Source organism: Bradyrhizobium genosp. SA-3 (assembly GCF_004212635.1).
Lineage (GTDB): Bacteria > Pseudomonadota > Alphaproteobacteria > Rhizobiales > Xanthobacteraceae > Bradyrhizobium.
In genome coordinates this window covers 1-25698 of record NZ_PSRT01000095.1, presented here as the reverse complement: position 1 = coordinate 25698, position 25698 = coordinate 1, and the positions used below count along the sequence as shown (strand labels likewise).

The window sequence follows — 25698 nt, the reverse complement described above, 5'->3', positions numbered from 1 at the left end:
CCATCAAGCCGACGCGCGTAGCCGCGGGCCATCCAACATCATCGCCACGTCGGAAGCAGGTCGCGGCTTGCTGAACAGATAGCCCTGCGCCTGGGTGCAGCCTTCGCGCCGGAGCAGCTCGAGCTGCGCATCGTTCTCGACGCCTTCGGCAGTCGTGACGATGCCGAGGCTGCGGCCGAGGCCGGTCACGGCGCGGATGATCGCCATGGAATCCTCGCGCGTCGCCAGCTCCGACACGAACGAGCGGTCGATCTTGATCTTGTCGAACGGGAAGCTGCGCAAATAGCTCAGCGACGAATAGCCGGTGCCGAAATCGTCAAGCGAGATCCGCACGCCCATGGCACGCAGCTCGTGCAAGGTGGCCAGCGTCGCATCACTGTTCTGGAGCAGCACCGATTCGGTGATCTCGAGCTCGAGACGGCGCGCATCGAGTCCGGAGGCGGTCAGCGCTTCGGTCACGGATGCGACCAGGTGCGGACTCTTGAACTGCACCGGCGACAGGTTGACGGCGACGTCGACATCGTCGGGCCAGGTGGCCGCGTCGGTGCAGGCGGAGCGCAGCACGAACTCGCCGAGCTGAACGATGAGTCCGGTCTCCTCGGCCAGCGGGATGAAGCTGATCGGTGCGATCAGTCCGCGCTGCGGGTGGTTCCAACGCAGCAGCGCCTCGAAGGCGACGACACGGCCGCTCGCGACGTCACGGATCGGCTGATAATACACTTCGAACTCGTCACGTTGCAGCGCCGCGCGCAGATCCATTTCCAACAGGCGCCGCGCCTGCGCGCGGGCATCCATGCCGGTCTCGAAGAAGCGATAGGTGCCGCGGCCGTCCGCCTTGGCGCGATAGAGCGCGAGGTCCGCGTTCTTCAGGAGTTCGTCCGGATTGTTGCCGTCCTGCGGCGCCAGCGCGATGCCGATCGAGACGCCGATCACGATCTGATGGTCGTCGATCTCGTAAGGCGCCGAGATCACCTCGACGAGGCGCCCGGCAAGGGACCTCGCAGCGGTTTCCTCGGAACGTCCGATCTGGACCACCGCGAATTCGTCGCCGCCGAGCCGCGCCACAGTATCGTGTTCGCCGACGGTCGTCTTCAGCCTGCGGCCGACCTCCTTGAGCAGCGCATCGCCGATGGGATGGCCGAGCGAATCGTTGATGTCCTTGAAGTGATCGAGATCGAGACAAAGCACCGCGAGCTGATCGCCCGACCTCGTCCGGCGCAGTCCCTGCTCGAGCTGTTCGTGGAACAGCACGCGGTTCGGCAGGCTGGTCAGTGCGTCGTGGCGCGCCATGTGCGAGATCTTGGCCTGCGCCTCCAGCCATTCGGTGATGTCCTCGAAGGTCGCGACCCAGCCGCCGCCCTGCATCGGCTGGTTGACGACGCGGATGGAGCGGCCGAACCGGTTGACGACGTCGGTCGTGGTGCGGCCCTCGCGCGCGTCGGCGACGAGGCGGGCGAAGAATTCTTCCGCATCGCCCTGCCACTGGCCCTTGGCCTGCTCCTCCCTGAGCACGTCGATCAGAAGGCGACCGGTGAGCAGGATGTCGGTGCGACGGAGCATCGCGGCATAACGCTCGTTGAACAGCATGATCTTGCCGTCCGCGTCGAACATGCACAGTCCCTGCGACATGTTCTCGAGCGCGCTGTCCAACACGATCTGCTGGCGCCCCAATTGGCCCTTGGCGCGCCGGTCAAGCAGCGCGGCCACGAGCGCAATCGCGATGATCGCAACCGCAGCGCTCGCGGTGAGGAAGGACAGCGAGGCCGGCGGGATGGAAAGCCCGCTGATCGCGCGCGTCGGGTCCGGCGTCAGCAGCACCGCGCCCATCGCGGTGAAATGATGCGCGACGATGGCGAGCGTCAGCAGGGTGGTCGCCGTCAGCGCATGGGAGAGGTCGTCGCGCCGCGCGGCGATGAACAGTGCGAGGGCCGCAAAGACGATTCCGAACAGCACCGAGGCGGCGACCGTACTTCCGATCCAGTCCACCCGCGCCGGTATCTCCAGCGCCGCCATGCCGGTGTAATGCATCGCCGCGACACCAGAGCCGACGATGGCGCCGCCAAGGGCGATCCACACCGGGCGCGAGGACGATACCGCGATGCTCAGTCCCACGAAGGTCACGGAGATCGCAAGGATCAAGGAGAGGAGCGTCACCGGGATGTTGTAGGCGCCGGCGCCGCCCGGCCCGTAGGCGAGCATCGCGATGAAATGCGTCGCCCAGATGCCGCATCCGCTGACGGCGGCATCCAGGGCGATCCAGGCCAGACGCCCGGGGCCGTGCGTCGCGCGTGCGCGCTGAAACAGGCTGATCGCCGCTGCGCTGGCGAGCAGACACACTACGCCCCCAAGCGCGACCAGTCGCCAATCGTGCTCGTCGGTGAGACAAAAGAGAACTTGATACATTGCCGGCCCCTATCAACCGGCACTTGACCCGACAGAAATGGACGATCGGTAACTGTCTACAAACCTGTTCGGGGAATGGTGAACGGAATATGTGTGCGTTCGCTCACATTGTTCATCCTCGCGCCGGCGCACCGATTCCGATCACGCCGGCGGCGATCAGCAGGACGGCCGCCGAAATAACCAGCGACAGATGCAGCCCCGTCATGAACGCACGGTCCGACGCCACCAAGGAACCAAACAGAGCAACGCCGAGCACACTGCCGGTCTGCCGCGTCGCGTTCAGGACGCCGGCCGCGATGCCGGAACGCGCCTTCTCGACGCTGCCGAGCAGCGTCGACGTCAGCGGCGGCACCAGGAGGCCGAGCCCGCCGCTGATCGCGATCATCTGCGCGCAGACCGCCCAATAGCTGGTCCCGGCTTCGATCCAGAGCAGGCCGAGACAGCCGAGCGCCGAGATGCAGGCGCCGACGACGATGGTCGGACACGGACCGATGCGCTCGGAAAGGCGCGGCGCCAGCAGATTGACCGGCAGCACCGCCGCCATCATCGGCACGAAGGCAAGCCCGGTCCACCACGCCGACAGCCCGTTGATCCTCTGGAAATACAGGCTGAGCACGAAGATCAGGCCGTAGATCGCGATGTTCACCAGCAGCCCCACGAGCGAAGTCAGCGTGAACAGCCGGTGGCCGAACAACGACAGCGGCAGCATCGGCTGCGCCGCGCGACTCTCGCGCCAGACAAAGAGCACGGCGAGAACAGCGGCTCCGACAAAGGCTGCGATCACGGCTGGATGGTCCCAGCCGAGCGCCCCGCCTTCGATGATTGCGCCGGCGAGCGCGCCCAGCGCACCGATCGCGGCCAGCTGGCCGGGCAGATCGATCTCGCGCGAGCGCGCCCGCGTGGTCTCGCTGGCGTAACGCCAGCTCAGCCACAGGCCGGCGAGCCCGATCGGCAGATTGACCAGGAAGATCGCGCGCCAGCCGACCAGCGTGATCAGCGCGCCGCCGACTAAGGGACCGGCGGTGAGCGCAAGGCTTGCTCCGGCGGCCCAGACCGCGACGGCGCGACCACGCTCGCGGTCGTCCGCATAGGCATGATTGAGCAGCGCAAGAGAATTCGGCACCAGGATCGCCGCCGCCAGGCCCTGAACCAGCCGTGCTGCGATCAGCACGACCGCATTGGGCGACAGCGCGCAGGCGAGCGAGGCCGCGGTGAAGATGGCGAACCCCGCCATGAAGACGCGCTTGGCGCCGATCCGGTCGCCCAGCGCGCCGGCCGTCAGGATGAAAGCGGCAAACGCGATGGTGTAGGCGCTGACCACCCATTGCAGCTCGGCAACGCCGCCGCCGAGCGCCCTGCCCATTGCATCGAGCGCGGTGTTGACGATGGTGACGTCGAGCTGCACCACGCCGTAGCCGAGGCTCATCGCGGCCAGCGTAAGGGAGGTTGCAAGATGCGAGCCGGCGCGCGCGTTGTCGAAGGTTTGATATTTGATGGTGCTTGCTCGCATGCTGCCACCTCGATTGCAGCCCCATGCGAAATATACGCTTCCGGCCCGCTGTCATGTTTCGATAATGGACGAATGATGGATGGAGCGGTGCAGCGCAATCGCCTCCCAACGGGGTCATCGCCCGCCTTGTGCGCAGTTGCGCACTGGGGCGGGCGATCCAGTACTCCGCGGCGGGAATTGTGAATCCAATTGGCGCCACGGAGTACTGGATGCCCCGCCTTCGCGGAGCATGACAGTGGATGGTGAAAAAGCAGAAGCGCCGCGCGAACCATCGCGCGGCGCTTCGTTGACTACACCTTCATCAGCTCGCCGCGCGCAGATTCACCTTGCTCTCGGCGAGCGTGGTCAGCTTCCTGTCGGTCGCCTTCTCTTCCTCGAGTGTCTTGGCAAGCACCGCCGCGCAATCGTTACGGCCGAGTTGCTTGGCCCAGGCGATCAGGCTGCCGTAGCGGGCGATCTCGTAATGCTCAGCGGCTTGGGCCGCATTGATCAGCGCGGCATCGAGCACGGCCTTGTCGGCAACCTCGCCGACCGTCTCGTCGGCTTCCTCGATGATGCCGTCGATGGCCGGGCAGTCGACTGCCTTCACGGCGACGCCGTGCATCTTGAACACTTCCTCGAGACGCGTGACATGCTGCTTGGTTTCATCGAGGTGCGTCAAAAAGCCCTGTTTCAGCTGCGGATCGGTAGCCTTGCTTGCCATCTTCGGCAGCGCCTTGGTGAGCTGCTGCTCGGCGTAATAGATGTCCTGGAGTTGGTGCACGAACAGGTCGTTCATGGTTTTGATGTCTTTTGTGAACAGTCCCATCGTTCCGTCCTCTCGGTTTCGGGAACACGGCGGTATCGGCCTGCACGAAAGGCCCCATATTCCGCCATGTTCGGTTGCTGATGGGGCCCAACGAGCACGCGGCATCGACGTTCCAAAACGCCCATCGCTTGCGCTGGAACAATGCGGATGGCGGCAGGATTTGAAACCATCCTCTTGAACATGAATGCGCCGTCTCTTGAACATGAATGCGCCGTCCGAACCGCGTTTCGCGACTCATATGCTTAACGCGCGTCAGATGTGAACCACATATGACAAAAGTGGCTGGTCCAACGCAGAACCTATTGTTGTCAAGGGCTGCACAAGCCGCTGTTTTTGCCTTAAATGAGCTGGATCATGCCAACCGATCGACGCCTGCCTTTGGCCGTCATCGTACCCGACCGGCCAATGCCTGGCTGGATCGGTCTTGCCCCCCGCCGGGAGGATGAATGCACGGACTGCTGCCCGCGCTGAGACGCGGCTTCAATAGATGGATCGGCTGGCGACGGCTCGGCATTGCCGCGAGCGTCTGCATCATCGCCTTCGCGATCACCACGCTGGTGCGGACCCTCAAGGGCATCGATACCGGGGTCATCCTGACGGCGTTGACCGAGATTCCCCGCGGAAGTATCGGGCTGGCGGCGATCTGCGTCTTCTTCGCGTTCTGCACGCTGACATTCTACGACTTTTTTGCACTGCGAACGATCGGCAAGAAGCACGTTCCCTATCGCATCGCGGCGCTCTCCAGCTTCACGTCCTATTCGATCGGCCACAACATCGGCGCCACCGTCTTCACCGGCGGGGCGATCCGTTTCCGGATCTATTCGGATTACGGCCTGAACGCGATCGACGTCGCGAAGATCTGCTTCCTGTCGGGCCTGACCTTCTGGCTCGGTAACATCTTCGTGCTCTCGATCGGCATGGCCATCCATCCGGATGCGGCGTCCGCGATGGATCAGCTGCCGTCGTCGATCAACCGGCTGATCGCGCTCGGCGGCCTCGCCTCGATCGGTTCTTATCTGGTCTGGCTTTGCATGGGCGAGAAGCGGCGCGAGCTCGGCCAGAAGGGTTGGAAGGTGGTGCTGCCCTCGACGCCGCTGACGCTGGTGCAGATCCTGATCGGCGTGGTCGATCTCGGCTTCTGCGCCACGGCGATGTACCTGCTGATGCCGGCCAATCCGCCAATCGACTTTATGTCGCTCGCCGTGGTGTTCATCCTGGCAACGCTGCTCGGCTTTGCCAGCCACGCGCCCGGCTCGATCGGCGTGTTCGATGCCGCCATGCTGTTAGCGCTGCCCGAATTCGGCCGCGAGCAGCTTCTGGCGACACTGCTGGTGTTCCGCCTTCTCTATTTCGTGATCCCGTTCGGCCTCGCCATCTCCATCATGGGCACGCGCGAACTCTGGATGAACGTGGTCGCGCCGTGGCAGGAGCGGCGACGGTTGGCGGAGGCCTGCGCCCAGGCCAACCTACCCCAGCAGGTGGCCGCGATGGAGCGCGAGCGGACGCTGCGGCAGGCCGGCAAGCGATAGGCGGGTCAGCAGGAGCGTCAGACTAAGGTTGCGGGCGGGGCAGCAATCCTCTCTTATTTCCGCCCCAACTTTGCCGTTGAACACGCGGACCATGATCCCTCTCCCCTTTCGCACCCTCTGTGCAGGCGCCCTGCTGCTTGCCGGGATTCTGTCCGCCTTGCCGCTCGAGCGCGCCGCCGCGCAGGACGCCGGCGCCATGCAGATCAGTTGGGAGGTGCGCAACCGCTTCCGCCTGTTCCGCGAGGAGCGCGATTTCCTGCTTCATGTCGAGAATGCGCGCAACCGCAGCATCCTGGCCGCCGAGCAGTCGCTGGAGCTTCAGAGCGAGGGCCGCGGCTGGGCCCGCAACATGGTCAACCGGCTCTGCATCGACCTCCAGGGCCGGGTCAACCAGCCCTGCACCCGCGACAACGTCAAGGAGAACTACCTCACCCCGATCGACCATCCCGTCACCGTGCGCCTCGTCGGCGCAGTGCCGGTCGGCGCCACCTGCGCCTGGTCGTTCGACGACGGCGACGGGCCGCAAGCCTCGACCTTCGACTGCGCCGAGCCGGTCAATTTGCGCGTCCGCTACGGCAAGCAGACGGTCGCAACCGTCGATGTCTCCTCCGGCTCCGATCCGACCCAACGGGTCCAGGCTGAGATTCAGGTCCGCGACATCTTCGTCGCCGGCTTAGGAGACAGCATCGCCTCCGGCGAAGGCAATCCGGACCGGCCGCTGGCGCTGTCGGACGAAGGTTTTTGCTTCCGCTCCTATCTCGGTACCGCCGGCGCGCAGTACTACCGGCCGAGCCGCCACGGCTTCAAGGGTGGCCGCGCCTGCGAGGCGCCGGATACGCTCGCCAACTGGCAACGCTACAGCGCGCTCTGGTTCAACGCGCCGTGCCACCGCTCGCTCTACAGCTATCAGGCCCGCACCGCGCTGGCGCTCGCCGTGCGTTACACCCACATCGCCGTGACCTTCCTGCCGCTCGCCTGCACCGGCGCCAGCATCGGCGACGGGCTGCTCGGCTCGCAGCGCGCCCGCGAATGCCCGCCCGGCAAGACCGGCGTCTGCAACACCAGCGTGAACGCGCAGGTCGCCGAGCTGCGCGAAGCTCTCACCGCGGCGAAGAAGCGCCAGCCCGACCGCACGCTCGATCTCGTGCTGTTGTCGGTCGGCGCCAACGACGTCTATTTTTCCGGTCTCGTCGCCGACGTCATCGTCGACACCGCGACCGAGCGCGCGCTGTTCCGCCGCTCCGGCGTGATGGCAAGCGTCGACGATTCCCGCGATGCGCTGGCGCGCGAGCTGCCGCAGAATTTCGTCAAGCTGCGCGAGGCGCTGAAGCCGCTGGTCGGTGGCGATCTCTCGCATGTGGTCTACGTCTCCTACGCCAACCCGGCGCTCGCCGATGGCGGCGTGCCCTGCCGCGGCGGCCGGGCCGGCTTCGACATCCATCCGTCCTTCAACGCCGACCCGCAGCGCTTGGCCCGCGTCTCGACCTTCGTCGACACCGAATTCCTGCCGCAGCTGAAGGGGCTCGCCACCTGCAGCCGCGGCGCGCTCTGCCGTGATCCCGAAGCCGACCGCATGACCTTCGTCGACACGCATCAGGCGGCGTTCGCCGATCACGGCTTCTGCGCTCATTCGGGCAACGATCCCGAATTCGACCGCACCTGCTTTGCCGAGAACGGCCAGAGCTTCAATCCCGACATCGTGACGGCGGCCAGCCAGCCGATGCTGTGCGGGCGCGGCGCTTCGGAATACCGCGCCTATCTGCCGCGCGCACGCTGGATCCGCGACGCCAACGACAGCTATTTTGCCGCGATGACCTATCCGCAAGGATTGCCGGCCGCGAGCCAGCCGACAGACATCCACGACGCGACCTGGGGCGTGCTCTCCGCCGTCTATGGCGGTGCCGTGCATCCAAGCGCCGAGGGCCACGCCGCGATGGCGGATGCCGCACTGCCCGCCGCGAGCGCCGTGCTCGGCCTCGACGCCGCTCCGCCGGATGTGACGCGCGGATTTCTGCCGCAGCTGCTACCGAGCGCGCGGCAGTAGTTCACGCTAGCTCCACACGCTCGGTGTCATCGCCCGCGCAGGCGGGCGATCCAGTACTCCGTGACGGCCTTGATTGAATCGAGAGGCTGCGGCGTACTGGATTCCCCTTCGCGGGGAATGACAGCGGTGTGCGTGGTACAAGCTCGCACCCTCAACATCGCTCCCCGCATTCTCAGTCTCTTAGATCGTTCCCCCTCACCCGCCGTTCCATCAATCCAAAAACGGCATCGATCGATACTGCCTTGAACTTGGACACTTTGCCGCGCGCGCCTCTAGGAGTCGCCTTGAGGAAATGTTCGACTTCTAAGGAGGCGCGTGATGAGCGCAGTGCTGTCCGCAGCGGACGTGAAGAGGTCTCGCGTCAGGCTGTTCATCGTGACCATGTTGTTCCTGGTCACCACCGTCAATTATGCCGACCGCGCCACGCTGTCGATCGCAGGCTCCGCGCTCTCCAAGGAGCTGCATCTCGATCCCGTCGCCATGGGCTACATCTTCTCGGCGTTCGGCTGGTCCTATGTGATCGCGCAGGTGCCGGGCGGCTGGCTGCTCGACCGCTACGGCTCGCGCCTCGTCTACGCCTTCAGCATCATCGTCTGGTCGATCTTCACGATGATGCAGGGCTGGGTCGGCTTCTTCAGCGCCGGCACCGCCGTCCTCGTGCTGTTCGCATTGCGCTTCCTGGTCGGCATCGCCGAAGCGCCCTCCTTCCCCGCCAACGCCCGCATCGTCGCCGCCTGGTTTCCCGGCAATGAGCGCGGCACCGCCTCGGCATTCTTCAACTCGGGACAGTATTTCGCGACCGTGATCTTCGCGCCGCTGATGGGCTGGATCGCGCACGCCTATGGCTGGCGCTTCGTGTTCTTCGTGATGGGCGCGCTCGGCATCGTCATGGGCCTGGTCTGGATCAAGACCATCTATGGCCCGAAGGAGCATCCTTCGATCAACGACGCCGAGTTCGACTACATCAAGGAAGGCGGCGCGCTGGTCGATCTCGACGCGCCCAAGGACGATCTGAAGCAGGAGCGTGCGCCTCAATCCGGCACCGGCTGGGACCACATCCGTCAGCTGCTCTCCAACCGCATGATGCTCGGCGTTTATCTCGGCCAGTACTGCATCAACACGCTGACCTATTTCTTCCTGACCTGGTTTCCGGTTTACCTCGTCAAGGAGCGTGGGCTGTCGATCCTGCAAGCCGGCTTCGTCGCGACGCTTCCGGCGCTGTGCGGCTTCATCGGCGGCGTGCTCGGCGGCATCATCTCCGACGCCATCCTGCGCAGGACGGGCTCGCTGACCATGGCGCGCAAGATCCCGATCGTCGGCGGCATGCTGCTGTCGATGTCGATCATCGCCTGTAACTATGTCGACGGACAGGCGCTCGTGGTCGGCTTCATGGCGCTCGCCTTCTTCGGCAAGGGCATCGGCGCGCTCGGCTGGGCGGTCGTCTCCGACACCTCGCCGAAGGAAGCCGGCGGCGTTTCCGGCGGCCTGTTCAACACCTTCGGCAACCTCTCCTCGATCACCACGCCGATCGTGATCGGCTACATCCTGGCCGCGACCGGTTCGTTCAACGGCGCGCTGGTGTTCGTCGGCCTCAACGCGCTGGTGGCGGCGTTCGCCTATCTCGTGGTCGTCGGCAAGATCGAGCGGGTGACGCTCAAACGTTCCTCCTGAGGGCTCCCATGGGAGCTTGACCAGGCAACTCAACGGCGGCTTCCCAGCCGCCGTCTTTGTTTTTGGGTGTGATCGATGCTAGAAGTGCCGGGGAAACGCCTTATCCATCTAAGGCATGTATCGATGTTCGACCTCAACCAGCTCCGCTGTTTCGTCACGGTGGCGGAGGAACTGCATTTCGGCCGCGCCGCCGCGCGGCTGAACATGACCCAGCCGCCACTGTCCCGGCAGATCCAGGTGCTCGAGCACATCATCGATGCGCCGCTTCTGGAGCGCACCAGCCGCTCGGTGCGCCTGACGCCTGCGGGGCGCAGCTTTCTGCCGGAGGCGCGGCGCATCCTCAAGCTTGCAGAAAGCGCCTCGCAAGTCGCCCGCCGCATCGCGCTCGGCAAGACAGGCTCGCTGAAGATCGGCTTCACGGCCGCCGCGGCTTATGGCTTCCTGCCCGAGCTCGTTGCCGCCTGCCGCGCCAAGCTGCCGGAGGTGGACTTCTCGCTGAAGGAGATGGTGTCCGGCGACCAGTTCGAGGCGCTGACCTCGGGCCAGATCGACGCCGGCTTGCTCAGGCCGCCGATCGCGCGGCCGGAGCTTGCCAGCCGCCGCGTCGTCGCCGAGCCCCTGCTCGCGGCGATCCCCAAGAAACATCCGCTGGCGGGCGCCGACGGCATCACCATCAAGGATTTCGACGACCAGCCCTTCGTGATGTATTCGCCCTATGAGAGCCGCTACTTCCACGATCTGCTTGTGGCGCTGTTCACCCGCGCCGACGTGCTGCCGCGCTACGTCCAGCATCTCAGCCAGATCCATTCGATCCTCGCCATGGTGCGTGCCGGCCTCGGCCTCGCCATCGTGCCGGCGGCGGCGGCAAGCCTGAAGATCGCCGACGTGCGGTTGCGGCCGCTGAAGCTGCGTACGCGCGTTCCCGTCGAGCTCTTCATGGTCTGGCGCCGCGACGACGAGAATCCGTTGCTCTCGGCCCTCGTCAAAATTGCCGGTGAATTGTCCTCCGTGGAGGTGGCGGAGGATTGATACTCAATCTGCATCAGTCGATATAGGCTTTGGCTTGGACGCGCATCGAACGGTCTCCTAAACACCGGCTCATGGACGCGCAGGCTTGCGTCCTCCACAACACGCAAGAAGGGAGCCGCGCCCATGAGCAAGATGACCCCGCAGGAAATGGCCCAGAAAATCGGATCTGGCCTCCTGTCCTTCCCCGTCACGCCGTTCAGGGCTGACTACTCCTTCGATGAGGCGACCTACCGAGCCAACATGGACTGGCTGTGCGGCTATGACGTCGCCGGCCTGTTCGCCGCTGGCGGCACCGGCGAGTTCTTCTCGCTGACGCCGACCGAGGTTCCGCAGATCGTCAAGATCGCCGTCGAGGAAACCAAGGGCCGCGTGCCCGTGCTCGCCGGCACCGGCTACGGCACCGCGATCGCCCGCGAGATCGCCGTTGGCGCCGAGAAGGCCGGCGCCGACGGCCTGTTGCTGCTGCCGCCCTATCTCACCCATTCCGAGCAGGAGGGCCTCGCCGCCCATGTCGAGGCGGTCTGCGCCGCCGTGAAGATCGGCGTCATCGTCTACAACCGCGACAACGCCATCCTCCAACCCGACACGCTCGCGCGCCTTGCCGAGCGCTGTCCGAACCTCGTCGGCTACAAGGACGGCATCGGCGACATCGAGCTGATGACCCGCGTCTACACCAAGCTCGGCGACCGCCTCACCTATATCGGCGGCCTGCCGACCGCGGAGACCTTCGCGCTGCCCTATCTCGACATGGGCGTGACGACCTATTCCTCGGCCGTATTCAACTTCGTGCCGGAATTCGCCACCAACTTCTACGCCGCCGTGCGCAAGCGCGACCACGAGACGATCCATGCCGGCCTGAAGAACTTCATCCTGCCGCTGATTGCGATCCGCAACCGCAAGAAGGGCTATGCGGTTTCGATCATCAAGGCCGGCGTGAAGGTGATCGGCCGCGATTCCGGTCCGGTCCGTCCGCCGCTCACCGATCTCACCGAGCAGGAGACGGCGGAACTGACGGCGCTGGTGAAGAATCTGCCCGCCATCCGATCGACACAACAGGCGGCAGAATAACGGACGATAACAGGAGGAGCGTGCGATGGCCCAGACTGAGATCTCCGGCGCGCCAGTCGCTGGCGCACCGGTCGTCACGGCGATGCAGGTGATCCCGGTCGCGGGCCGCGACAGCATGCTCCTCAATTTGAGCGGCGCACATGCGCCGTTCTTCACCCGCAACATCGTCATCCTCACCGACAATTCCGGTCACACCGGCGTCGGTGAGGTGCCGGGCGGACAAAAGATCTGGCAGACGCTCCAGGACGCCCGCGATCTCGTGATCGGCAAGACCCTCGGCGCGATGAACAACATCCTCGCCGATATCCGTACCGCCTTCGCCGACCGCGATGCCGGCGGCCGCGGCAAGCAGACGTTTGATCTTCGCGTCATGATCCACGCGGTCACGGCGATCGAATCCGCGTTGCTCGATTTGCTCGGCCAACATCTTAATCTTCCCGTCGCGGCGCTGCTCGGCGAAGGCCAGCAGCGCAGGAGCGTCGAGACACTCGGCTATCTCTTCTTCGTTGGCGACATCAGCAAGTCCCGCCTGCCCTATGTGGAAGGCGAGATCGGCAAGGCGGAATGGTTCAACCTCCGCCATCAGGTGGCGATGACGCCCGAGACCGTGGTGCGCCTGGCCGAAGCGACCCACGATCATTACGGATTCGCCGATTTCAAGCTCAAGGGCGGCGTGCTCCGCGGCGAGCAGGAGATCGAGGCCGTCGCCGCGATTGCCAAGCGCTTCCCCAACGCGCGCGTGACGCTCGATCCCAACGGCGCCTGGTCGCTCGACGAGGCTGTCAGGCTTTGCAAGGACATGCACGGCATCCTCGCTTACGCTGAGGACCCCTGCGGCGCCGAGGCCGGCTTCTCCGGCCGTGAGATCATGGCCGAGTTCCGGCGCGCCACGGGCTTGCCGACCGCGACCAACATGATCGCCACCGACTGGCGGCAGCTTTCCCATGCGCTGCGTCTCGGTGCGGTGGACATTCCGCTCGCCGATCCCCATTTCTGGACCATGCAGGGCTCGGTCCGCGTCGCCCAGACCTGCCGCGACAACGGCCTGACCTGGGGCTCGCACTCCAACAACCATTTCGATATTTCGCTCGCCATGTTCACCCATGTCGGCGCCGCCGCCCCCGGCAAGGTCACCGCCATCGACACCCACTGGATCTGGCAGGATGGCCAGGCACTGACCAAAGAGCCGCTCCAGATCAAGGGCGGCAAGATTGCCGTTCCCGACAGGCCGGGCCTGGGTATCGAAATCGACAGGGCGGCCATCGACGCTGCGCATGACCTCTACAAGCAGCATGGACTTGGCGCCCGCGATGACGCTATTGCCATGCAGGACCTGATCCCCGGCTGGACCTTCGACGACAAGCGTCCGTGCCTCGTGCGTTAAGAACACTTCCTTTGGAGGAACGAGATGACTGCAATCCTGAAGAACTTCATCGGCGGCGAATGGGTCGACGGCTCCGGCGTCACCAGGAACATCAACCCCTCCAACACCAACGACCTCGTCGGCGAATATGCCAAGGCCGACAAGGCGCAGACCGAGAAGGCGATCGCCGCCGCCAAAGCCGCCTTCCCCGCCTGGGCGCGCTCGACGCCGCAGGAGCGCTATGACGCGCTGAACAAGATTTCTCTCGAAATCCTCGCCCGCAAGGAAGAGCTCGGCCGCCTGCTCGCGCGCGAGGAAGGCAAGACGCTGCCGGAAGGCATCGGCGAGGTCGCCCGCGCCGGCCAGATCTTCGCGTTCTTCGCCGGTGAAGCGCTGCGCCTGATCGGCGAGAAGGGCGCCTCGGTGCGTCCCGGCCTCGACGTCGAGCTCACCCGTGAGCCGGTGGGCGTTGTCGGCATGATCACGCCCTGGAATTTCCCGATCGCAATCCCCGCCTGGAAGATCGCGCCCGCGCTTTGCTACGGCAACACGGTGGTGTTCAAGCCGGCGGAGCTGGTGCCCGGCTCTGGCCATGCGCTCGCCGAGATCATCACCCGCTCCGGTATTCCCGCCGGCGTGTTCAACCTCGTGGTCGGTTCCGGTTCGGTGGTCGGCCAAACTCTGCTCGATCATCCGGATGTAGCGGCGATCTCCTTCACCGGTTCGGTGCAGACCGGCCGCAAGATCGCGCAGGCCTGCGTGCTGTCGAATCCGATGAAGAAATTCCAGCTCGAGATGGGCGGCAAGAATCCGCTGGTCGTGCTCGACGACGCCGACCTCAAGACCGCCGTCGAGGTCGCCGTCAACGGTGCCTATTTCTCGACGGGACAGCGCTGCACCGCCTCGTCCCGCCTGATCGTCACCGAAGGCATCCATGACCGCTTCGTCGCGGCGATGGCCGAGCGCCTGAAGGGCCTGTCGGTCGACGACGCACTCAAGGCCGGCGTGCATATCGGCCCGGTGGTCGACCAGAGCCAACTCGACCAGGACCTGCGCTACATCAAGATTGGCCAGGACGAGGGCGCCAAGCTTGCGTGGGGCGGCGAGTTGCTCAAGCGCGAGACGCCCGGCCATTACCTCCAGCCGGCGCTGTTCACCGAAGTCAACAACAACATGCGCATCGCGCGTGAGGAAATCTTCGGCCCCGTCGCCGCCGTGATCCGCGCCAAGAACTACGAAGAGGCGCTGGCGATCTCCAACGACACCGAGTTCGGCCTCGCCTCCGGCATTTGCACCACCAGCCTGAAATACGCCTCGCACTACAAGCGCAACAGCGAGTCGGGCATGGTGATGGTCAATCTGCCGACCGCCGGCGTCGACTATCACGTGCCGTTCGGCGGCCGGAAGGGTTCGAGCTACGGCGCCCGCGAGCAGGGTTCCTATGCCCGCGAGTTCTACACTGCGGTGAAGACGGCCTATACCAATCCGGGTTGATGGGCCGATATCGTAGATATCGTAGGGTGGGCAAAGCGAAGCGTGCCCACCGCTTATCTTCGGTGTGAAGCATGGTGGGCACGGCGCGTTGCGCCTTTGCCCACCCTACGATTCAGTCTCTGAGGCAAGAGCAGATGGACCAGTCAGTCGCAGCGAAAGAGCAGCCCCGCTACATCAAGCTCAACGAGCGCGACAATGTCGCGATCGTCGTCAATGATTTCGGGCTTCCCGCCGGCTCCCGCTTCGCCTGCGGGCTGACGCTGCGCGCCTTCGTGCCGCAGGGACACAAGACGGCGCTGGTCGACATCGCACAAGACGCGCCGATCGTCCGCTATGGCGAGGTGATCGGCTACGCGCTGTCGCCGATCCTGGCCGGCGAATGGGTGGACGAAGCCCGCATTCGCATGCCGGAGGCCCCTGCCCTCGACAAGCTCGAAATCTCGACCGCCGTCCCGGCGCCGCTGCCGCCGCTCGAAGGTTTCACCTTCGAGGGCTATCGCAATCCCGACGGCTCGGTCGGCACCAAGAACATCCTCGGCATCTCCTCCTCCGTGCAATGCGTCAAGGGCACGATGGAGTATGCGGTCAAACGCATCCGCGCCGAGCTCTTGCCGAAGTACCCGAACGTCGACGACGTCGTGCCGCTGACGCACGCCTATGGCTGCGGCGTCGCCATCACCGCGCCCGACGCTGTGGTGCCGATCCGCACGCTGCAGAACATCGCGCTCAACCCTAATTTCGGCGGCGAGATTCTGGTCGTCGGCCTCGGCTGCGAGAAGCTCGCGCCCGAGCGGCTGGTGCCGGAAGGCGTCAGCGATGCCATCGTGCGCATGCAGGACGAAGCCTTCGACGGCTTTGGCGCGATCGTCGATGCGATCATGACTCAGGCCGAGGCGCGGCTGAAGGTGCTCAACACCCGCAGGCGCGAGACCTGCCCGGCCTCCGACCTCGTCATCGGCCTGCAATGCGGCGGCAGCGACGCTTTCTCCGGCGTCACCGCGAACCCCGCCGTCGGTTTTGCCGCGGACCTCCTGGTGCGCGCCGGTGCCACCGTGATGTTCTCGGAAGTGACGGAAGTGCGCGACGCCATCCAGCTCCTGACGCGGCGCGCGATCAACGAGGACGTCGGCCGCGCGCTGGTGCGCGAGATGGCCTGGTACGACTCCTATCTCGCCCGCGGCGGCGCCGACCGCAGCGCCAACACCACGCCAGGCAACAAGAAGGGCGGCCTCGCCAACATCGTCGAGAAGTCGCTGGGCTCGATCGTCAAGTCCGGATCGTCTGTCATCACCGGCGTGCTCTCGCCTGGCGAGAAGGCGACGCAGAAGGGCATGCTGTTCGCGGCAACGCCAGCTTCCGACTTCATCTGCGGCACGCTCCAGCTCGCCTCCGGCATGACGCTGCAAGTCTTCACCACCGGCCGCGGCACGCCCTACGGCCTTGCGGCCGCGCCCGTGATCAAGGTCGCGACGCGCAGCGAGCTCGCCCGCCGCTGGAAGGACCTGATCGACTTCGACGCCGGCCGCATCGCCACCGGCGAGAAGACCATCGAGCAATGCGGCTGGGACCTGTTCCGCCTGATCCTCGACGTCGCCTCTGGCCGGACCAAGCCGTGGTCGGACCGCTGGGGCATCCACAACGATCTCACGCTGTTCAATCCGGCGCCGGTGACCTGAGGCTGGCGAGCCGGCCTCACTGACTGTCGATCAGGTGCATGTCGCCCAGCGTGACAGGCAGGCTGCGCGTGATGAGATCGGCGATCGCCGCGCGCAACCGTTCGCTTGACGCCGGACCGTCAAACGTGTCGTCGATCGCGCCGCTCGGACCGGCGATCCTCATGGTCCCGGTGTTGTCGAGCGGCGCTGCCGCCCTCTTCTCGATCACGTCGAACGACTTGCCCTCGATCACGCGGATCTCGTACAGGGCGTGGATCAGGCCGTAGTTTGCAAGCAGCGTCCGGTATTCCGCGAATCCTATGCCCTCGACGGCCCGGCCGTTTCCAAGCTTCGATTTTGCTCGTGTAATGACGATGTAGGCATCCAGCCCCTGCGGGTTGACATCGCTGCGAACCAGCTCCTTGAACGGATCACTGCGCAGGAGATTGACGGGTGCAACCGCCGAGTCCCTGATCGCGGCGAAGGCTGCGCGCCTGTAGTTCACCGGCTGCACGCGAAAACGTCCGCTCAGCAGCCTCGTCGCCTGCTGCACGATCATCTCGTCCAGCCCCCATGCGCTGATCGGGACGTTCTGCCCAGTGTTGCCAAGGCCCGTCAGGCCGGCTTGCGTCAGGCTCATCTCCTCGCCGATCGCCGAGACGATACCGACGGTCTTGATCGCCTGGAGGCGGCTGGTGCGCGTCTCGAACGCCGCGGCGGCGCCGAGAGCGACGCAAGCGGCGGCTAAGCCAATCCATAGAAAAGCAATGCGGCGCATGGCGAGCTATCGAATCCTGAAATCGAAAGAATAGGACGCACCGAGCCCAACGGTGGTCTGGTTCGACGATCCCCGCAGCTTCACCAGCGGACTGTCCGCGGCGTCACCGAGCAGCTTCTCGTACTCGACATAGGCATGGACCTCCCACTGCGGGTTGATGCGGTAGGAGATCTGACTGCCGAAGCCGACCGAGTGCGCGCCGCCTTTGGCATCGTACATCGGTAATCCCGACGCCAGCGTCTGCGCGGCGTCGACGCCGAAATACGGCGCGGTCGCCTTGGTGCTTTTCCAGGTGAAGCGCGGGCCGGCCGAGATGGTGAGCCTTTGAATCAGCGGCACGATGACGTCAGCGGAGACATCGGCGACCGTCCCGGTATGGCCACCCATGCCCTGGCGCAATTCGCTGCGCAGGCGCAGCCAGTCGACCGGATAATACTCGACGAAACCGCCAAGCTCGTATGCGGCCTTGACGTCGCCGAGGCCAGTCAGCTCGGCATATTTGTCGCTCTTGCGCGAAGAGACGTACTTGAACGCCGGCCCGGCGCGAAAATTGCCGACGTCGAGTAGCGCGATGCTGGCGCTGTCGCGCGGCCCGCGAAACTGGTCGATCGATCCGGCGCGGCGGATGGTGAAGATCGGAATCGGCATGAACTTGCCGTTCTTCGATCCGACGAAATCCGGGGTGTATTCTCCGCCGATGCCGACCATGACTGTCCAGTTTCCGGACGGCGATGGCAGCATCGGCAACTCGAACGGCGACGCCGGCAGGGTGAACGCGGTCTGCGCAGATGCGGACGGAGGAATCGTCACGATCGCGCCGAGTGTGGCAAGGAAGGCGGTCGTCAGCCGCGCATTCACCGTGAGGCGGAGAGCGGCTTCGTCAAAATGCTTCATTACGGGGCCCCGGACCGGCCTTGCTGGCCGAGTCGACTGATGTGGTTAGACGCCACAGCATGTGGTCCGGCAAAATTGCCCCAAGATTGCAACGGTCGACCGTGCCCGCGACATTCCGCGCACCAGATGCGCCGCAGGACAAACATTGCCGCAACATTGCAGGGCCGCGCTCGAGCTCCAAAACTTCGACGGCCAGCGCCAGTCAGCCCGCACGTGCCTGCCATTTATTCGCCCAGCTCGATGCCTTAAAGGGAACTCGCGCACGAACCGAACCGCCGGACTTCGGCCAGAGAGCGTCAACGTCGGGGCCATATGGCCCCAGCAGAGTCAGGAACGACCCGCGTGCGCTCGCTCGTGATCGAAGACGAACCGCAGATCGGCGCCTATGTCAGCCGCCTGCTCGGGCAATTGCACGGCATCGTCGACCTCGTCGGCTCGATTGCCGATGCCCGCCAGGCGCTGGACAATTTCAAATATGATCTCGCGATCGTCGACCGGATGCTGCCCGACGGCGATGCGCTCGAGGTGGTCACCGCGCTGAGCCAGTCGCCGGAGCGTCCTGCGATCATCATGCTGACGTCCAAGGACGCAAAGGAGGATGTCGTCGAAGGGCTCAACGGGGGCGCTGATGACTATCTCGGCAAGCCGTTCGAGCCGCAGGAGCTGCTTGCGCGGGTGCGCGCGGTGCTGCGGCGGCCGCGCCTGCTCGCACCTGCCGTGCTGTCGCTCGGCAATGTCGAGCTGCATCTCGGCAGCAACGAGGCGGTGGTCGCCGACACCAAGATCCTGCTGCGGCGGCGCGAGGCGCTGATCCTGGGAGCGCTTCTGATGCGGCGCGATCGCGTCATCACCCGCGCCGCTCTGATCGAGGAGATCTACGGCTTCGACGACGAGATCGAGTCTAACACGCTGGAAGCGCAGGTCTCACGCCTGAGGAAGAAACTGACTGAGCTCGGCGGCGACGTCGAGATCCGCAGCATGCGCGGCATCGGTTACATCCTGCGGCTGGCAACACCGCGATGAGGTCGATCGCCAGAACCTTTGCGCTGTCGCTTGGCATCGCCGCGACGACGATCTTCCTGATCATGCTCGGCCTCTTCATCTGGCGCTATCCGATGGAGGAGCGCGAGTTCAGGGCTTGCCGGGTCGTGGTTGCCGTCCTCGATCGCGCCACCGATATCGAAGGGCAGAAACTCACGGTGCGCCCGACCCGCCCCCTCGAAGAGCTGAAGGCGGACAGCCCGAACCTCTGGTACGTCGTGTCCGCAGGCGACATGGTCAGCGAGTACGGCAGCGAACGCCGGCCGGCCCTCCCCTTTGCATTTCCCTATCACGGGCCCGTCGGCTCATCGGTCTTCAACACGCTCGACCAGAAGAGCACCTTCTGCCTCGCCGTCGTGCAAAGGGGTTCGTTGCAGCTCGCGATGATGGTCGGCGAGCCTCAAGTCCGTTTCGGCCGGATGGCGAGAAACTTTCTCATCCGCAGTGTCTTTTCGATCATGCTGCTGGCGCTGGCCTTTGCCGCGACCGTTGCCGTCGGCGCGGCGTTGGCCGCGCGTTTCGTCTCACGCGGTATCGAACGGGTGGCGCTTCGCGCGCTCGCGATCGACCCTGCGGCGCCGCAAGGTCTGATCTCCCTAAGCGAGGTCCCCCGCGAGTTGAAGCCGCTCGTCGAGGCCCTGAACCGCGCTTTCGGCGAGATCGACGCCTATATCAGGATGCAGCGCCGCTTCCTCGGCAACGCCGCCCATCAGCTGCGCACGCCACTGACGCTGCTGCGTGCGAAGATCGAGGACGTGCCCGAGCCGGCCCTCCGGACTGAATTGGTGCGCGACGTCCGCCGCCTGACCTCGCTGGTCTCCGCCATGCTCGACCTGGCGCGGCTGCAAAATCATGCGATCGAGAAGCGGCCGATCGATCTTGCCCAGATCACGCTGGAGATGCTGGCCGATTTCAGCCCCTCGGCGCTGGACGCCGGTATCGAGCTTGCGCTCGAGCAGGACGGCGAAGGTCCGTTCCTGGTGCAGGGTGTGGACGCTGCGGTTCGCAGCGCGCTTGCCAATCTCGTCGGCAATTCGCTCATCCATGCCCATGGCGCGCGACGCATCGTCGCTACGCTCAGCCGCGATGGCATCTCGATTCACGATGACGGCGCGGGCCTGCCCGATGGCGCCGAACACAAGCTGATCGAGCCGTTTCAAACCGGCAACACCACGGGCGACGGCGCGGGCCTCGGCCTGTCGATCGTCCGCGAGATCATGGCCGCCCACGGCGGCGAGCTGGTCATCTCCTCAGTCCCCGGCCGCGGCACGACGATGAGCCTGCGCTTTTCCGCGGCTAGCGCGCCGGCAAAAGCTCCGCAGCTTGATCTGCAAGAGCACTAAGCGAGGCGCGTCGGCTCTTCCGCGAAACCGTCCGGAAACATTGGCGCGAAAAACTTCTCCCCCGTTTCGTCCTTTCGCATCACGCAACCAATATATTCGCCGAGAGCAATGGGAATGTTCGCAGACGAGCGAACCTGGCCCGGCATCGACGCGACCAAACCTCCGATTGACATCTTCCACGGAGATTTTCCAATGCGTGTTCTCTCGATGATTGCCTTTGCCGGCGCCATGATTGCAAGCTCGGCCGGTGCCTTTGCCAGCGAGCTTCCCTCTTACGAAGTGACCTCGTTTCCGATCTCGGCGACGCAAGTGCAGGTGCTCGGCGGCGCCGGCGTCGAGGAGCAGTCGGCAAGCCCTGCGATGATCGTCGCCGGCATGCCCGCCTCGCCCGCGCAGGTTTCGGTGCTGACCCCGCGCGTCAAGCGGCTCGCGAGCGCGGGTTCGGAAAACCAGGCGCACTAAGCTTCGCTTTGTCATTCCGGGTTCGGCGCTCCGCGCCGACCGGAATGACAGCTCGTTCACGTCATGCTGCCCGGCATGAAGCAGCGCACGCGCGGATGGCCGTCGATATAGTGCTTCCACACCATGGTGCGGCCGATCTTGTTCGGCACAGTGATCACCGCACCGTCGGGCACCACGACCCATTCATCGTCGATGTGGACGCGGTAGTGGCCGCGATCGGACTCCCAGTCGACGTCGGCAATGACGTAGCCGTCGGCGTCGGTGCAGCACTGTCCGAATTCGCTGTGCAGGCTTTCGAACCAGGGTTTTAGCGGCGAGTTGGCGTAGCGTCCGTCGTCGCGCGCCAGCGCCGATGTCGCCAAGAGCGCGGTCAGGGCCAGTAATGGCACCGCACACAATCTTGCAAGTCGCATATCGTCTCCGCGGGTCGAAATGATCGCCGCGAGGGACAACGCGCGCCGCCCGCCTTCCGCGGCTCGGCGAAAGGCTTGAAGGGCAGCGACTCGTCCCCCCAGCAGCTTTGCGGATAGCTATGCAAATCCGGCGCCAGCTTGCATTCCGGGCAACTACTGGAGCGGGCCCGCGGCGCATTCGTCTTTCGGCGGATATGACCGCCGCCGACTTTCCGTCTTCCCCGCCAGTACGAGGAATGATGATGATGTGTGGAGCTACTGCCGACCAGGCGGCACAGTGCGCGAGGGACGCCCTTACTGCTTGGGCGCCGGCGCCATCATCGCGCCGCCCTTTTTCGTCGCGGGTGCCGCCGGCTTCGTGGCAGCGGCCTGCGGAGGGAGATATTTTGCCACGATGGCAGGATCGACCTGGGCCATGTAGGCATCCGGCAGGCGCGTCCAGGTCTCGTCCTTGCCGAGCAGCGCGATGCCGAGATAGCCGCGCAGCGTCAGAGTCTGGCCATCAGGACTGACCTTCATGTTGGCCTTCCAGATCTGGCCGTCGCGCGGATTGAGCACGTTGCCGCCTTCGTACTTCAAGCCTTCGCGCTTCATGTTGCGGACGAAGGAGATGCCGAGCACCGGCGCGTTCTTGCGGTCGTCGGTGCACTTGGAGCAAACCTCGTTCGGATCGTCGGTTGGCCGCGGGAAGGTTTTTGCGATCACGCCTTCAAAGACGCCGTTGTGGTCGACGAAGAGGAACCATCCGACTGTCTTGCCGTCTTCGACCTTCTGCCAGAGGCCCGCCGCCGTAGGCTCGGCGGTCTGTGCCGCAGACGGTGTCACCGCAAGGAGCGACAACGCGAGCGCGAGGAAGGGAAGCAGCCGAGAGCTGGACAGGAAATTCCGCATTAGATCACCTTGCTATTCCACGACCGGAATGGCCGCAGACTACGGCGATTTCGCGAATGGTTCCAGCACCAGAAACATGGGGCATCGGCTCTCTGCTCAGCGCCGTCAGTTGACACCGAGCTTCTTTTGCAGGCTGGAGGACGAGGTCGTGTACTGGAACACCAGCCGCTTCTCCGGATAGACGTAGCGATGGGCTTTTTGCGACATCAGCGCGCCCTCGTGGAAGCCGCACAGGATCAGCTTGATCTTGCCGGGATAGGTGTTGATGTCGCCGATGGCGAAGATGCCTGATACGTTGGTCTCGAATGCCGATGTCTCGACCGGCACCAGATTGTTCTCCAGCGCAATGCCCCAGTTCGCGACCGGGCCGAGCTTCATGGTCAGGCCGAAGAACGGCAGCATGGTGTCGCAGGCAATTTCGGTCATGGCGTTGTCGTTGCCCTTGATGGTGGCGCCGGAGAGCTTGCCATCAGCGCCGGAGAGCGCCGTGACCTGCCCGAGCCTCAGATCCATCTTGCCGCCTGCGACCAGCGCGCGCATCTGCTCGACGCTGTGGGGCGCGGCGCGAAACTCGTCGCGCCGATGCAGCAGCGTGATGCGCTTGGCAATCGGATGCAGATTGAGCGTCCAGTCCAGCGCGGAATCGCCGCCTCCGACGATCAGCACGTTCTTGTCGCGGAACGTCTCCATCTTGCGCACGGCGTAGTGCACAGAAGTGCCTTCGTAGGCCTCGATGCCCGGCACCGGCGGGCGCTTGGGCTGGAACGAGCCGCCGCCGGCCGCGATCACCACCACCTTGCATTCGAACACCTTGCCGGCGTCGGTGGTGCAGCGAAAGGCGGGATCTCCGATCTTCTCCACGGTCTCGATCATCTCGCCGAGATGGAAGGTCGGATGAAACGGCTTGATCTGTTCCATCAGCGCGTCGGTCAGCCCCTGGCCCGAAACGTGCGGAATGCCGGGAATGTCGTAAATCGGCTTTTCCGGATAGAGCTCGGCGCACTGGCCGCCGACCTTGTCGAGGATGTCGACGAAATGCGCCTTCATGTCGAGAAGGCCAAGCTCGAAGGCGGCGAACAGACCGCAGGGGCCGGCGCCAATAATCAGCACATCGGTTTTGATCACGTCGCTCATGTCGTCTCTTTATCGGTCGTTATCGGTTAGACGGCGCCCTTTGGGCCGAGGTGACCCTGCCTGTCTAACCAACGGGGATGGATCAGGGAAGGCATAAAAGCGGGAGCGCCCCGCAGCCGCACCCACTTGCCGGGTCAAAATAACTGGGTTGTAACGAGGAAGGATATGACGGAGATCAATCGGTGAACGCACCAAGCCGCCTCGATACGACGCCGCGCCTGGAAGACTACCCTTATCGCCTCAGCGACAACGTTCGCTTCGGCGATCTCGATCCCAACCAGCACGTGAACAACGCCGTCTACGCCACCTATTTCGAGACCGGCCGTGTCACGCTGATGAAGCTCCCGGAATATGGGCTGACGCCGCCGGGTCTTGCCTGGATCATAGTGCGGCTCGACATCCATTTCCGCGCCGAGCTGCACTGGCCGAACACGATCGAGCTCGGCCTTGGCGTGGTGAAGCTCGGACGAACCTCGGTGACCTTTGAGCAGGTCGTATTCTCGCAAGGAAAGTGCATCGCGTCGGCGAATTCGGTCGGCGTGATGATCGACGAAGCCTCGCGGCGGCCGACGCCGCTCACTGCGGAAGTGATCGCGAAGCTACGACCCTGGCACAAACGCGGCATCGAGGTCGCGCCGCCGCGCCCCTAATCCATGATCCGGACCCGAAGGGCGGGTTAACGCAAACCGTGTAGCGCTTTTCCGGAACGATCATTCACTACGGAAGGGAAGATCAGGCCTGGCGTTCCGGCGTCCCGACGACGAGCCCGTCGAGGTCGTCGGAGACCTTGATCTGGCAGGACAGGCGCGAGTTCGGGCGTACGTCGAAGCCGAAGTCGAGCATGTCCTCTTCCATCGGCGTCGGGCTGCCGACCTTCTCGCGCCAGGCTTCGTCGACATAGACATGGCAGGTCGCGCAGGCACAGGCGCCGCCGCATTCAGCCTCGATCCCGGGAATGCTGTTGCGGATGGCGGCTTCCATCACGGTTGCGCCGTTCTCGATTTCCACCGTGCGGGTTTCGCCCTTGTGGTCGACAAAGTGAATCTTGGCCATGTGTGCTCGTGCTGCCGCGGTGCTTGGAATGAAGGACGGGTCCCGGCTGTCCTATAACGGGTCGGTCCGCCCGGCGCCATAGCGTTTTCGCGCGACGTGAATCCCGCTTCGGGGCAAGAAAACGCGTCAAAACAAAAGAGTAGAACCGGGTTCTGACAGTCCGCGCTTAAGGCTTCAGCATCGCCTCGATGGCGGTGCGAGCCTCGGTTACCGCCTCTTTCAAGGCAGCAAGAGCGTGGGGCCGACCATGGCCGGTCCGGATCGCGGTCTCCAGGCTGGCTGCGGCATCGGCCACTGCAAAGGCGCCGATCCCGCGCGCCGAACCCTTGAGCTTGTGGGCGAGTGCGCCGGCCTCTGCCGGCAGCGCCGTCATCGCCGCAATCAGGCGGGCCGCCTGCTCTGCGAACATCGCCAGCACTTCCCGTTCCAGCTGGGCATCGCCGAGCGTCATGCGCGAGAGGTGATCGAGGTCGAGCGGGCTGTCAATGGGTGCAAGCGGGGGCGAGGGCATCCAATCCATCCGTTGCAGTTCAGGCATCATGACGCAGGCCCCGGCATTCGCGATGTCCCGCCGGTCCGGCGGTCAGGTTCCTCCCACCCAAGCATGAAAATGGTTAACGAAATGTTTGGGCTGTTTGACGCAGATCCGCCGGTTTGTTGACTAAAAGTTGCCGCAATCGGCCAAGTTCGGTGGAGAATTGCATTTATTGCTAAGGCGTTACGGCCCGATCCTGTTAACGATGATTAAGATTGTCTTAATCGCGGGCATTTCATTCGCGACGCTCTGCCAATAGGATGTTGCAGAAATTGGCGGACAAGCCGTCCGGGTGGGGACGGCTCGGAGATCCGCGCAAGCGGCATGATCCGGTCTGTGGGCTCGCGTAGCGCGCAGGGCTCGCGGGGGGACGCGTACAAGTAACGAGGGCTCGGACTGAACATGGCGAACACTCCGAAAAAGGTCAAAGACCCCACAGAAGTTGCGCTTTCTGCGATCCAGGAAGCCCTGAACATCAGTGACACCGCTGCGGATACGAGCCGCAACGCCGCGATGCGCAACGAAACGCCGCCTCCGGTGGCGCCGCCCGCGCCGCCGAGCTTCGACGAGCCGAGCTTCG

22 protein-coding genes are annotated in these 25698 nt (G+C 64.7%); 12 read left to right on the top strand and 10 right to left on the bottom strand.

Annotation, left to right across the window (positions count from 1 at the left end):
* Positions 1-3 precede the first annotated feature (3 nt).
* The 3 genes from CWO91_RS28550 to CWO91_RS28540 all read right to left on the bottom strand — a co-directional run bounded on the left by CWO91_RS28550 (position 4) and on the right by CWO91_RS28540 (position 4721).
* Positions 4-2403: a bifunctional diguanylate cyclase/phosphodiesterase gene (locus CWO91_RS28550; RefSeq protein ID WP_130218318.1), complete on the bottom strand. Its 2400-nt coding sequence runs from the start codon at positions 2401-2403 to the stop codon at positions 4-6.
* 112 nt (positions 2404-2515) lie between these two features.
* Positions 2516-3913: an MFS transporter gene (locus CWO91_RS28545; protein WP_130218316.1), complete on the bottom strand. Its 1398-nt coding sequence runs from the start codon at positions 3911-3913 to the stop codon at positions 2516-2518.
* A 301-nt stretch (positions 3914-4214) separates the two neighbouring features.
* The gene (locus CWO91_RS28540) at positions 4215-4721 is read right to left on the bottom strand and encodes a ferritin-like domain-containing protein (RefSeq protein ID WP_130218315.1); all 507 of its coding nucleotides are present in this window, start codon (positions 4719-4721) and stop codon (positions 4215-4217) included.
* 446 nt (positions 4722-5167) lie between these two features.
* Here CWO91_RS28540 and CWO91_RS28535 point away from each other — a divergent pair, with 446 nt between their 5' ends.
* From CWO91_RS28535 to garD, 8 genes are all read left to right on the top strand, one after another.
* Positions 5168-6250 carry a lysylphosphatidylglycerol synthase transmembrane domain-containing protein gene (locus tag CWO91_RS28535; RefSeq protein WP_130218314.1) on the top strand — a complete coding sequence of 361 codons (1083 nt, stop codon included), beginning with the start codon at positions 5168-5170 and terminating at the stop codon, positions 6248-6250.
* Positions 6251-6341: 91 nt separating this feature from the next.
* Positions 6342-8294 (top strand): hypothetical protein, encoded by a 1953-nt coding sequence (locus CWO91_RS28530; RefSeq protein WP_130218312.1) that lies wholly within the window; start codon positions 6342-6344, stop codon positions 8292-8294.
* A gap of 318 nt (positions 8295-8612) precedes the next feature.
* Positions 8613-9965: an MFS transporter gene (locus CWO91_RS28520; protein WP_165405765.1), complete on the top strand. Its 1353-nt coding sequence runs from the start codon at positions 8613-8615 to the stop codon at positions 9963-9965.
* Positions 9966-10088: 123 nt separating this feature from the next.
* Positions 10089-10994: a LysR substrate-binding domain-containing protein gene (locus CWO91_RS28515; RefSeq protein ID WP_130218308.1), complete on the top strand. Its 906-nt coding sequence runs from the start codon at positions 10089-10091 to the stop codon at positions 10992-10994.
* A gap of 123 nt (positions 10995-11117) precedes the next feature.
* Positions 11118-12062, top strand: a complete 945-nt coding sequence (gene kdgD, locus CWO91_RS28510; RefSeq protein ID WP_130218306.1) for a 5-dehydro-4-deoxyglucarate dehydratase — start codon at positions 11118-11120, stop codon at positions 12060-12062.
* A gap of 25 nt (positions 12063-12087) precedes the next feature.
* Complete coding sequence (gene gudD / locus CWO91_RS28505) at positions 12088-13446, top strand: glucarate dehydratase (RefSeq protein ID WP_130218304.1); 1359 nt, start codon at positions 12088-12090, stop codon at positions 13444-13446.
* Between the two features lie 24 nt (positions 13447-13470).
* Entirely contained in the window at positions 13471-14919 is a 1449-nt protein-coding gene (locus CWO91_RS28500) for an aldehyde dehydrogenase family protein (RefSeq protein ID WP_130218302.1), read from the top strand.
* Positions 14920-15053: 134 nt separating this feature from the next.
* Positions 15054-16595 (top strand): galactarate dehydratase, encoded by a 1542-nt coding sequence (gene garD, locus CWO91_RS28495; protein ID WP_130218300.1) that lies wholly within the window; start codon positions 15054-15056, stop codon positions 16593-16595.
* Between the two features lie 16 nt (positions 16596-16611).
* Here garD and CWO91_RS28490 read toward each other — a convergent pair whose 3' ends face one another.
* Together CWO91_RS28490 and CWO91_RS28485 are read right to left on the bottom strand one after the other, a co-directional pair.
* A complete protein-coding gene (locus CWO91_RS28490; RefSeq protein WP_130218298.1) occupies positions 16612-17352 on the bottom strand; it encodes a hypothetical protein in 741 nt (246 codons plus the stop codon).
* Between the two features lie 6 nt (positions 17353-17358).
* On the bottom strand, positions 17359-18246 hold the full coding sequence (locus CWO91_RS28485) for a MipA/OmpV family protein (protein ID WP_165405764.1): 888 nt from the start codon (positions 18244-18246) through the stop codon (positions 17359-17361).
* A gap of 342 nt (positions 18247-18588) precedes the next feature.
* Between CWO91_RS28485 and CWO91_RS28480 the strand changes: the two genes are divergently transcribed.
* The 3 genes from CWO91_RS28480 to CWO91_RS28470 all read left to right on the top strand — a co-directional run bounded on the left by CWO91_RS28480 (position 18589) and on the right by CWO91_RS28470 (position 21092).
* A complete protein-coding gene (locus CWO91_RS28480) occupies positions 18589-19269 on the top strand; it encodes a response regulator transcription factor (protein WP_130218296.1) in 681 nt (226 codons plus the stop codon).
* Positions 19266-20630, top strand: a complete 1365-nt coding sequence (locus CWO91_RS28475) for a sensor histidine kinase (protein ID WP_130218294.1) — start codon at positions 19266-19268, stop codon at positions 20628-20630. Before CWO91_RS28480 ends, CWO91_RS28475 begins: the two co-directional genes overlap by 4 nt.
* Positions 20631-20822: 192 nt before the next feature.
* Positions 20823-21092 carry a hypothetical protein gene (locus CWO91_RS28470; protein ID WP_164939360.1) on the top strand — a complete coding sequence of 90 codons (270 nt, stop codon included), beginning with the start codon at positions 20823-20825 and terminating at the stop codon, positions 21090-21092.
* A 56-nt stretch (positions 21093-21148) separates the two neighbouring features.
* Here CWO91_RS28470 and CWO91_RS28465 read toward each other — a convergent pair whose 3' ends face one another.
* The 3 genes from CWO91_RS28465 to CWO91_RS28455 all read right to left on the bottom strand — a co-directional run bounded on the left by CWO91_RS28465 (position 21149) and on the right by CWO91_RS28455 (position 23530).
* Positions 21149-21505, bottom strand: coding sequence for a hypothetical protein (locus CWO91_RS28465; RefSeq protein WP_130218290.1), 357 nt, complete (start codon positions 21503-21505; stop codon positions 21149-21151).
* A gap of 294 nt (positions 21506-21799) precedes the next feature.
* Positions 21800-22396 (bottom strand): DUF2147 domain-containing protein, encoded by a 597-nt coding sequence (locus tag CWO91_RS28460; RefSeq protein WP_130218288.1) that lies wholly within the window; start codon positions 22394-22396, stop codon positions 21800-21802.
* 105 nt (positions 22397-22501) lie between these two features.
* Positions 22502-23530, bottom strand: a complete 1029-nt coding sequence (locus CWO91_RS28455; protein ID WP_130218286.1) for an NAD(P)/FAD-dependent oxidoreductase — start codon at positions 23528-23530, stop codon at positions 22502-22504.
* Between the two features lie 182 nt (positions 23531-23712).
* Here CWO91_RS28455 and CWO91_RS28450 point away from each other — a divergent pair, with 182 nt between their 5' ends.
* Positions 23713-24180, top strand: a complete 468-nt coding sequence (locus CWO91_RS28450; protein WP_130218284.1) for an acyl-CoA thioesterase — start codon at positions 23713-23715, stop codon at positions 24178-24180.
* A gap of 82 nt (positions 24181-24262) precedes the next feature.
* On the opposite strand, the gene CWO91_RS28445 is transcribed toward CWO91_RS28450, so the two are convergent.
* Together CWO91_RS28445 and CWO91_RS28440 are read right to left on the bottom strand one after the other, a co-directional pair.
* Positions 24263-24583, bottom strand: a complete 321-nt coding sequence (locus CWO91_RS28445) for a 2Fe-2S iron-sulfur cluster-binding protein (RefSeq protein ID WP_091898497.1) — start codon at positions 24581-24583, stop codon at positions 24263-24265.
* A 166-nt stretch (positions 24584-24749) separates the two neighbouring features.
* Positions 24750-25094 carry an Hpt domain-containing protein gene (locus CWO91_RS28440; RefSeq protein ID WP_164934529.1) on the bottom strand — a complete coding sequence of 115 codons (345 nt, stop codon included), beginning with the start codon at positions 25092-25094 and terminating at the stop codon, positions 24750-24752.
* Positions 25095-25698 lie beyond the last annotated feature (604 nt).

Coding starts and splice junctions, on each gene's coding strand:
- CWO91_RS28550 (WP_130218318.1), bottom strand. CDS start 2,403: ATGTATCAAGTTCTCTTTTGTCTCACCGACGAGCACGATTGGCGACTG.
- CWO91_RS28545 (WP_130218316.1), bottom strand. CDS start 3,913: ATGCGAGCAAGCACCATCAAATATCAAACCTTCGACAACGCGCGCGCC.
- CWO91_RS28540 (WP_130218315.1), bottom strand. CDS start 4,721: ATGGGACTGTTCACAAAAGACATCAAAACCATGAACGACCTGTTCGTG.
- CWO91_RS28535 (WP_130218314.1), top strand. CDS start 5,168: ATGCACGGACTGCTGCCCGCGCTGAGACGCGGCTTCAATAGATGGATC.
- CWO91_RS28530 (WP_130218312.1), top strand. CDS start 6,342: ATGATCCCTCTCCCCTTTCGCACCCTCTGTGCAGGCGCCCTGCTGCTT.
- CWO91_RS28520 (WP_165405765.1), top strand. CDS start 8,613: ATGAGCGCAGTGCTGTCCGCAGCGGACGTGAAGAGGTCTCGCGTCAGG.
- CWO91_RS28515 (WP_130218308.1), top strand. CDS start 10,089: ATGTTCGACCTCAACCAGCTCCGCTGTTTCGTCACGGTGGCGGAGGAA.
- kdgD (WP_130218306.1), top strand. CDS start 11,118: ATGAGCAAGATGACCCCGCAGGAAATGGCCCAGAAAATCGGATCTGGC.
- gudD (WP_130218304.1), top strand. CDS start 12,088: ATGGCCCAGACTGAGATCTCCGGCGCGCCAGTCGCTGGCGCACCGGTC.
- CWO91_RS28500 (WP_130218302.1), top strand. CDS start 13,471: ATGACTGCAATCCTGAAGAACTTCATCGGCGGCGAATGGGTCGACGGC.
- garD (WP_130218300.1), top strand. CDS start 15,054: ATGGACCAGTCAGTCGCAGCGAAAGAGCAGCCCCGCTACATCAAGCTC.
- CWO91_RS28490 (WP_130218298.1), bottom strand. CDS start 17,352: ATGCGCCGCATTGCTTTTCTATGGATTGGCTTAGCCGCCGCTTGCGTC.
- CWO91_RS28485 (WP_165405764.1), bottom strand. CDS start 18,246: ATGAAGCATTTTGACGAAGCCGCTCTCCGCCTCACGGTGAATGCGCGG.
- CWO91_RS28475 (WP_130218294.1), top strand. CDS start 19,266: ATGAGGTCGATCGCCAGAACCTTTGCGCTGTCGCTTGGCATCGCCGCG.
- CWO91_RS28470 (WP_164939360.1), top strand. CDS start 20,823: ATGCGTGTTCTCTCGATGATTGCCTTTGCCGGCGCCATGATTGCAAGC.
- CWO91_RS28465 (WP_130218290.1), bottom strand. CDS start 21,505: ATGCGACTTGCAAGATTGTGTGCGGTGCCATTACTGGCCCTGACCGCG.
- CWO91_RS28460 (WP_130218288.1), bottom strand. CDS start 22,396: ATGCGGAATTTCCTGTCCAGCTCTCGGCTGCTTCCCTTCCTCGCGCTC.
- CWO91_RS28455 (WP_130218286.1), bottom strand. CDS start 23,530: ATGAGCGACGTGATCAAAACCGATGTGCTGATTATTGGCGCCGGCCCC.
- CWO91_RS28445 (WP_091898497.1), bottom strand. CDS start 24,583: ATGGCCAAGATTCACTTTGTCGACCACAAGGGCGAAACCCGCACGGTG.
- CWO91_RS28440 (WP_164934529.1), bottom strand. CDS start 25,094: ATGCCCTCGCCCCCGCTTGCACCCATTGACAGCCCGCTCGACCTCGAT.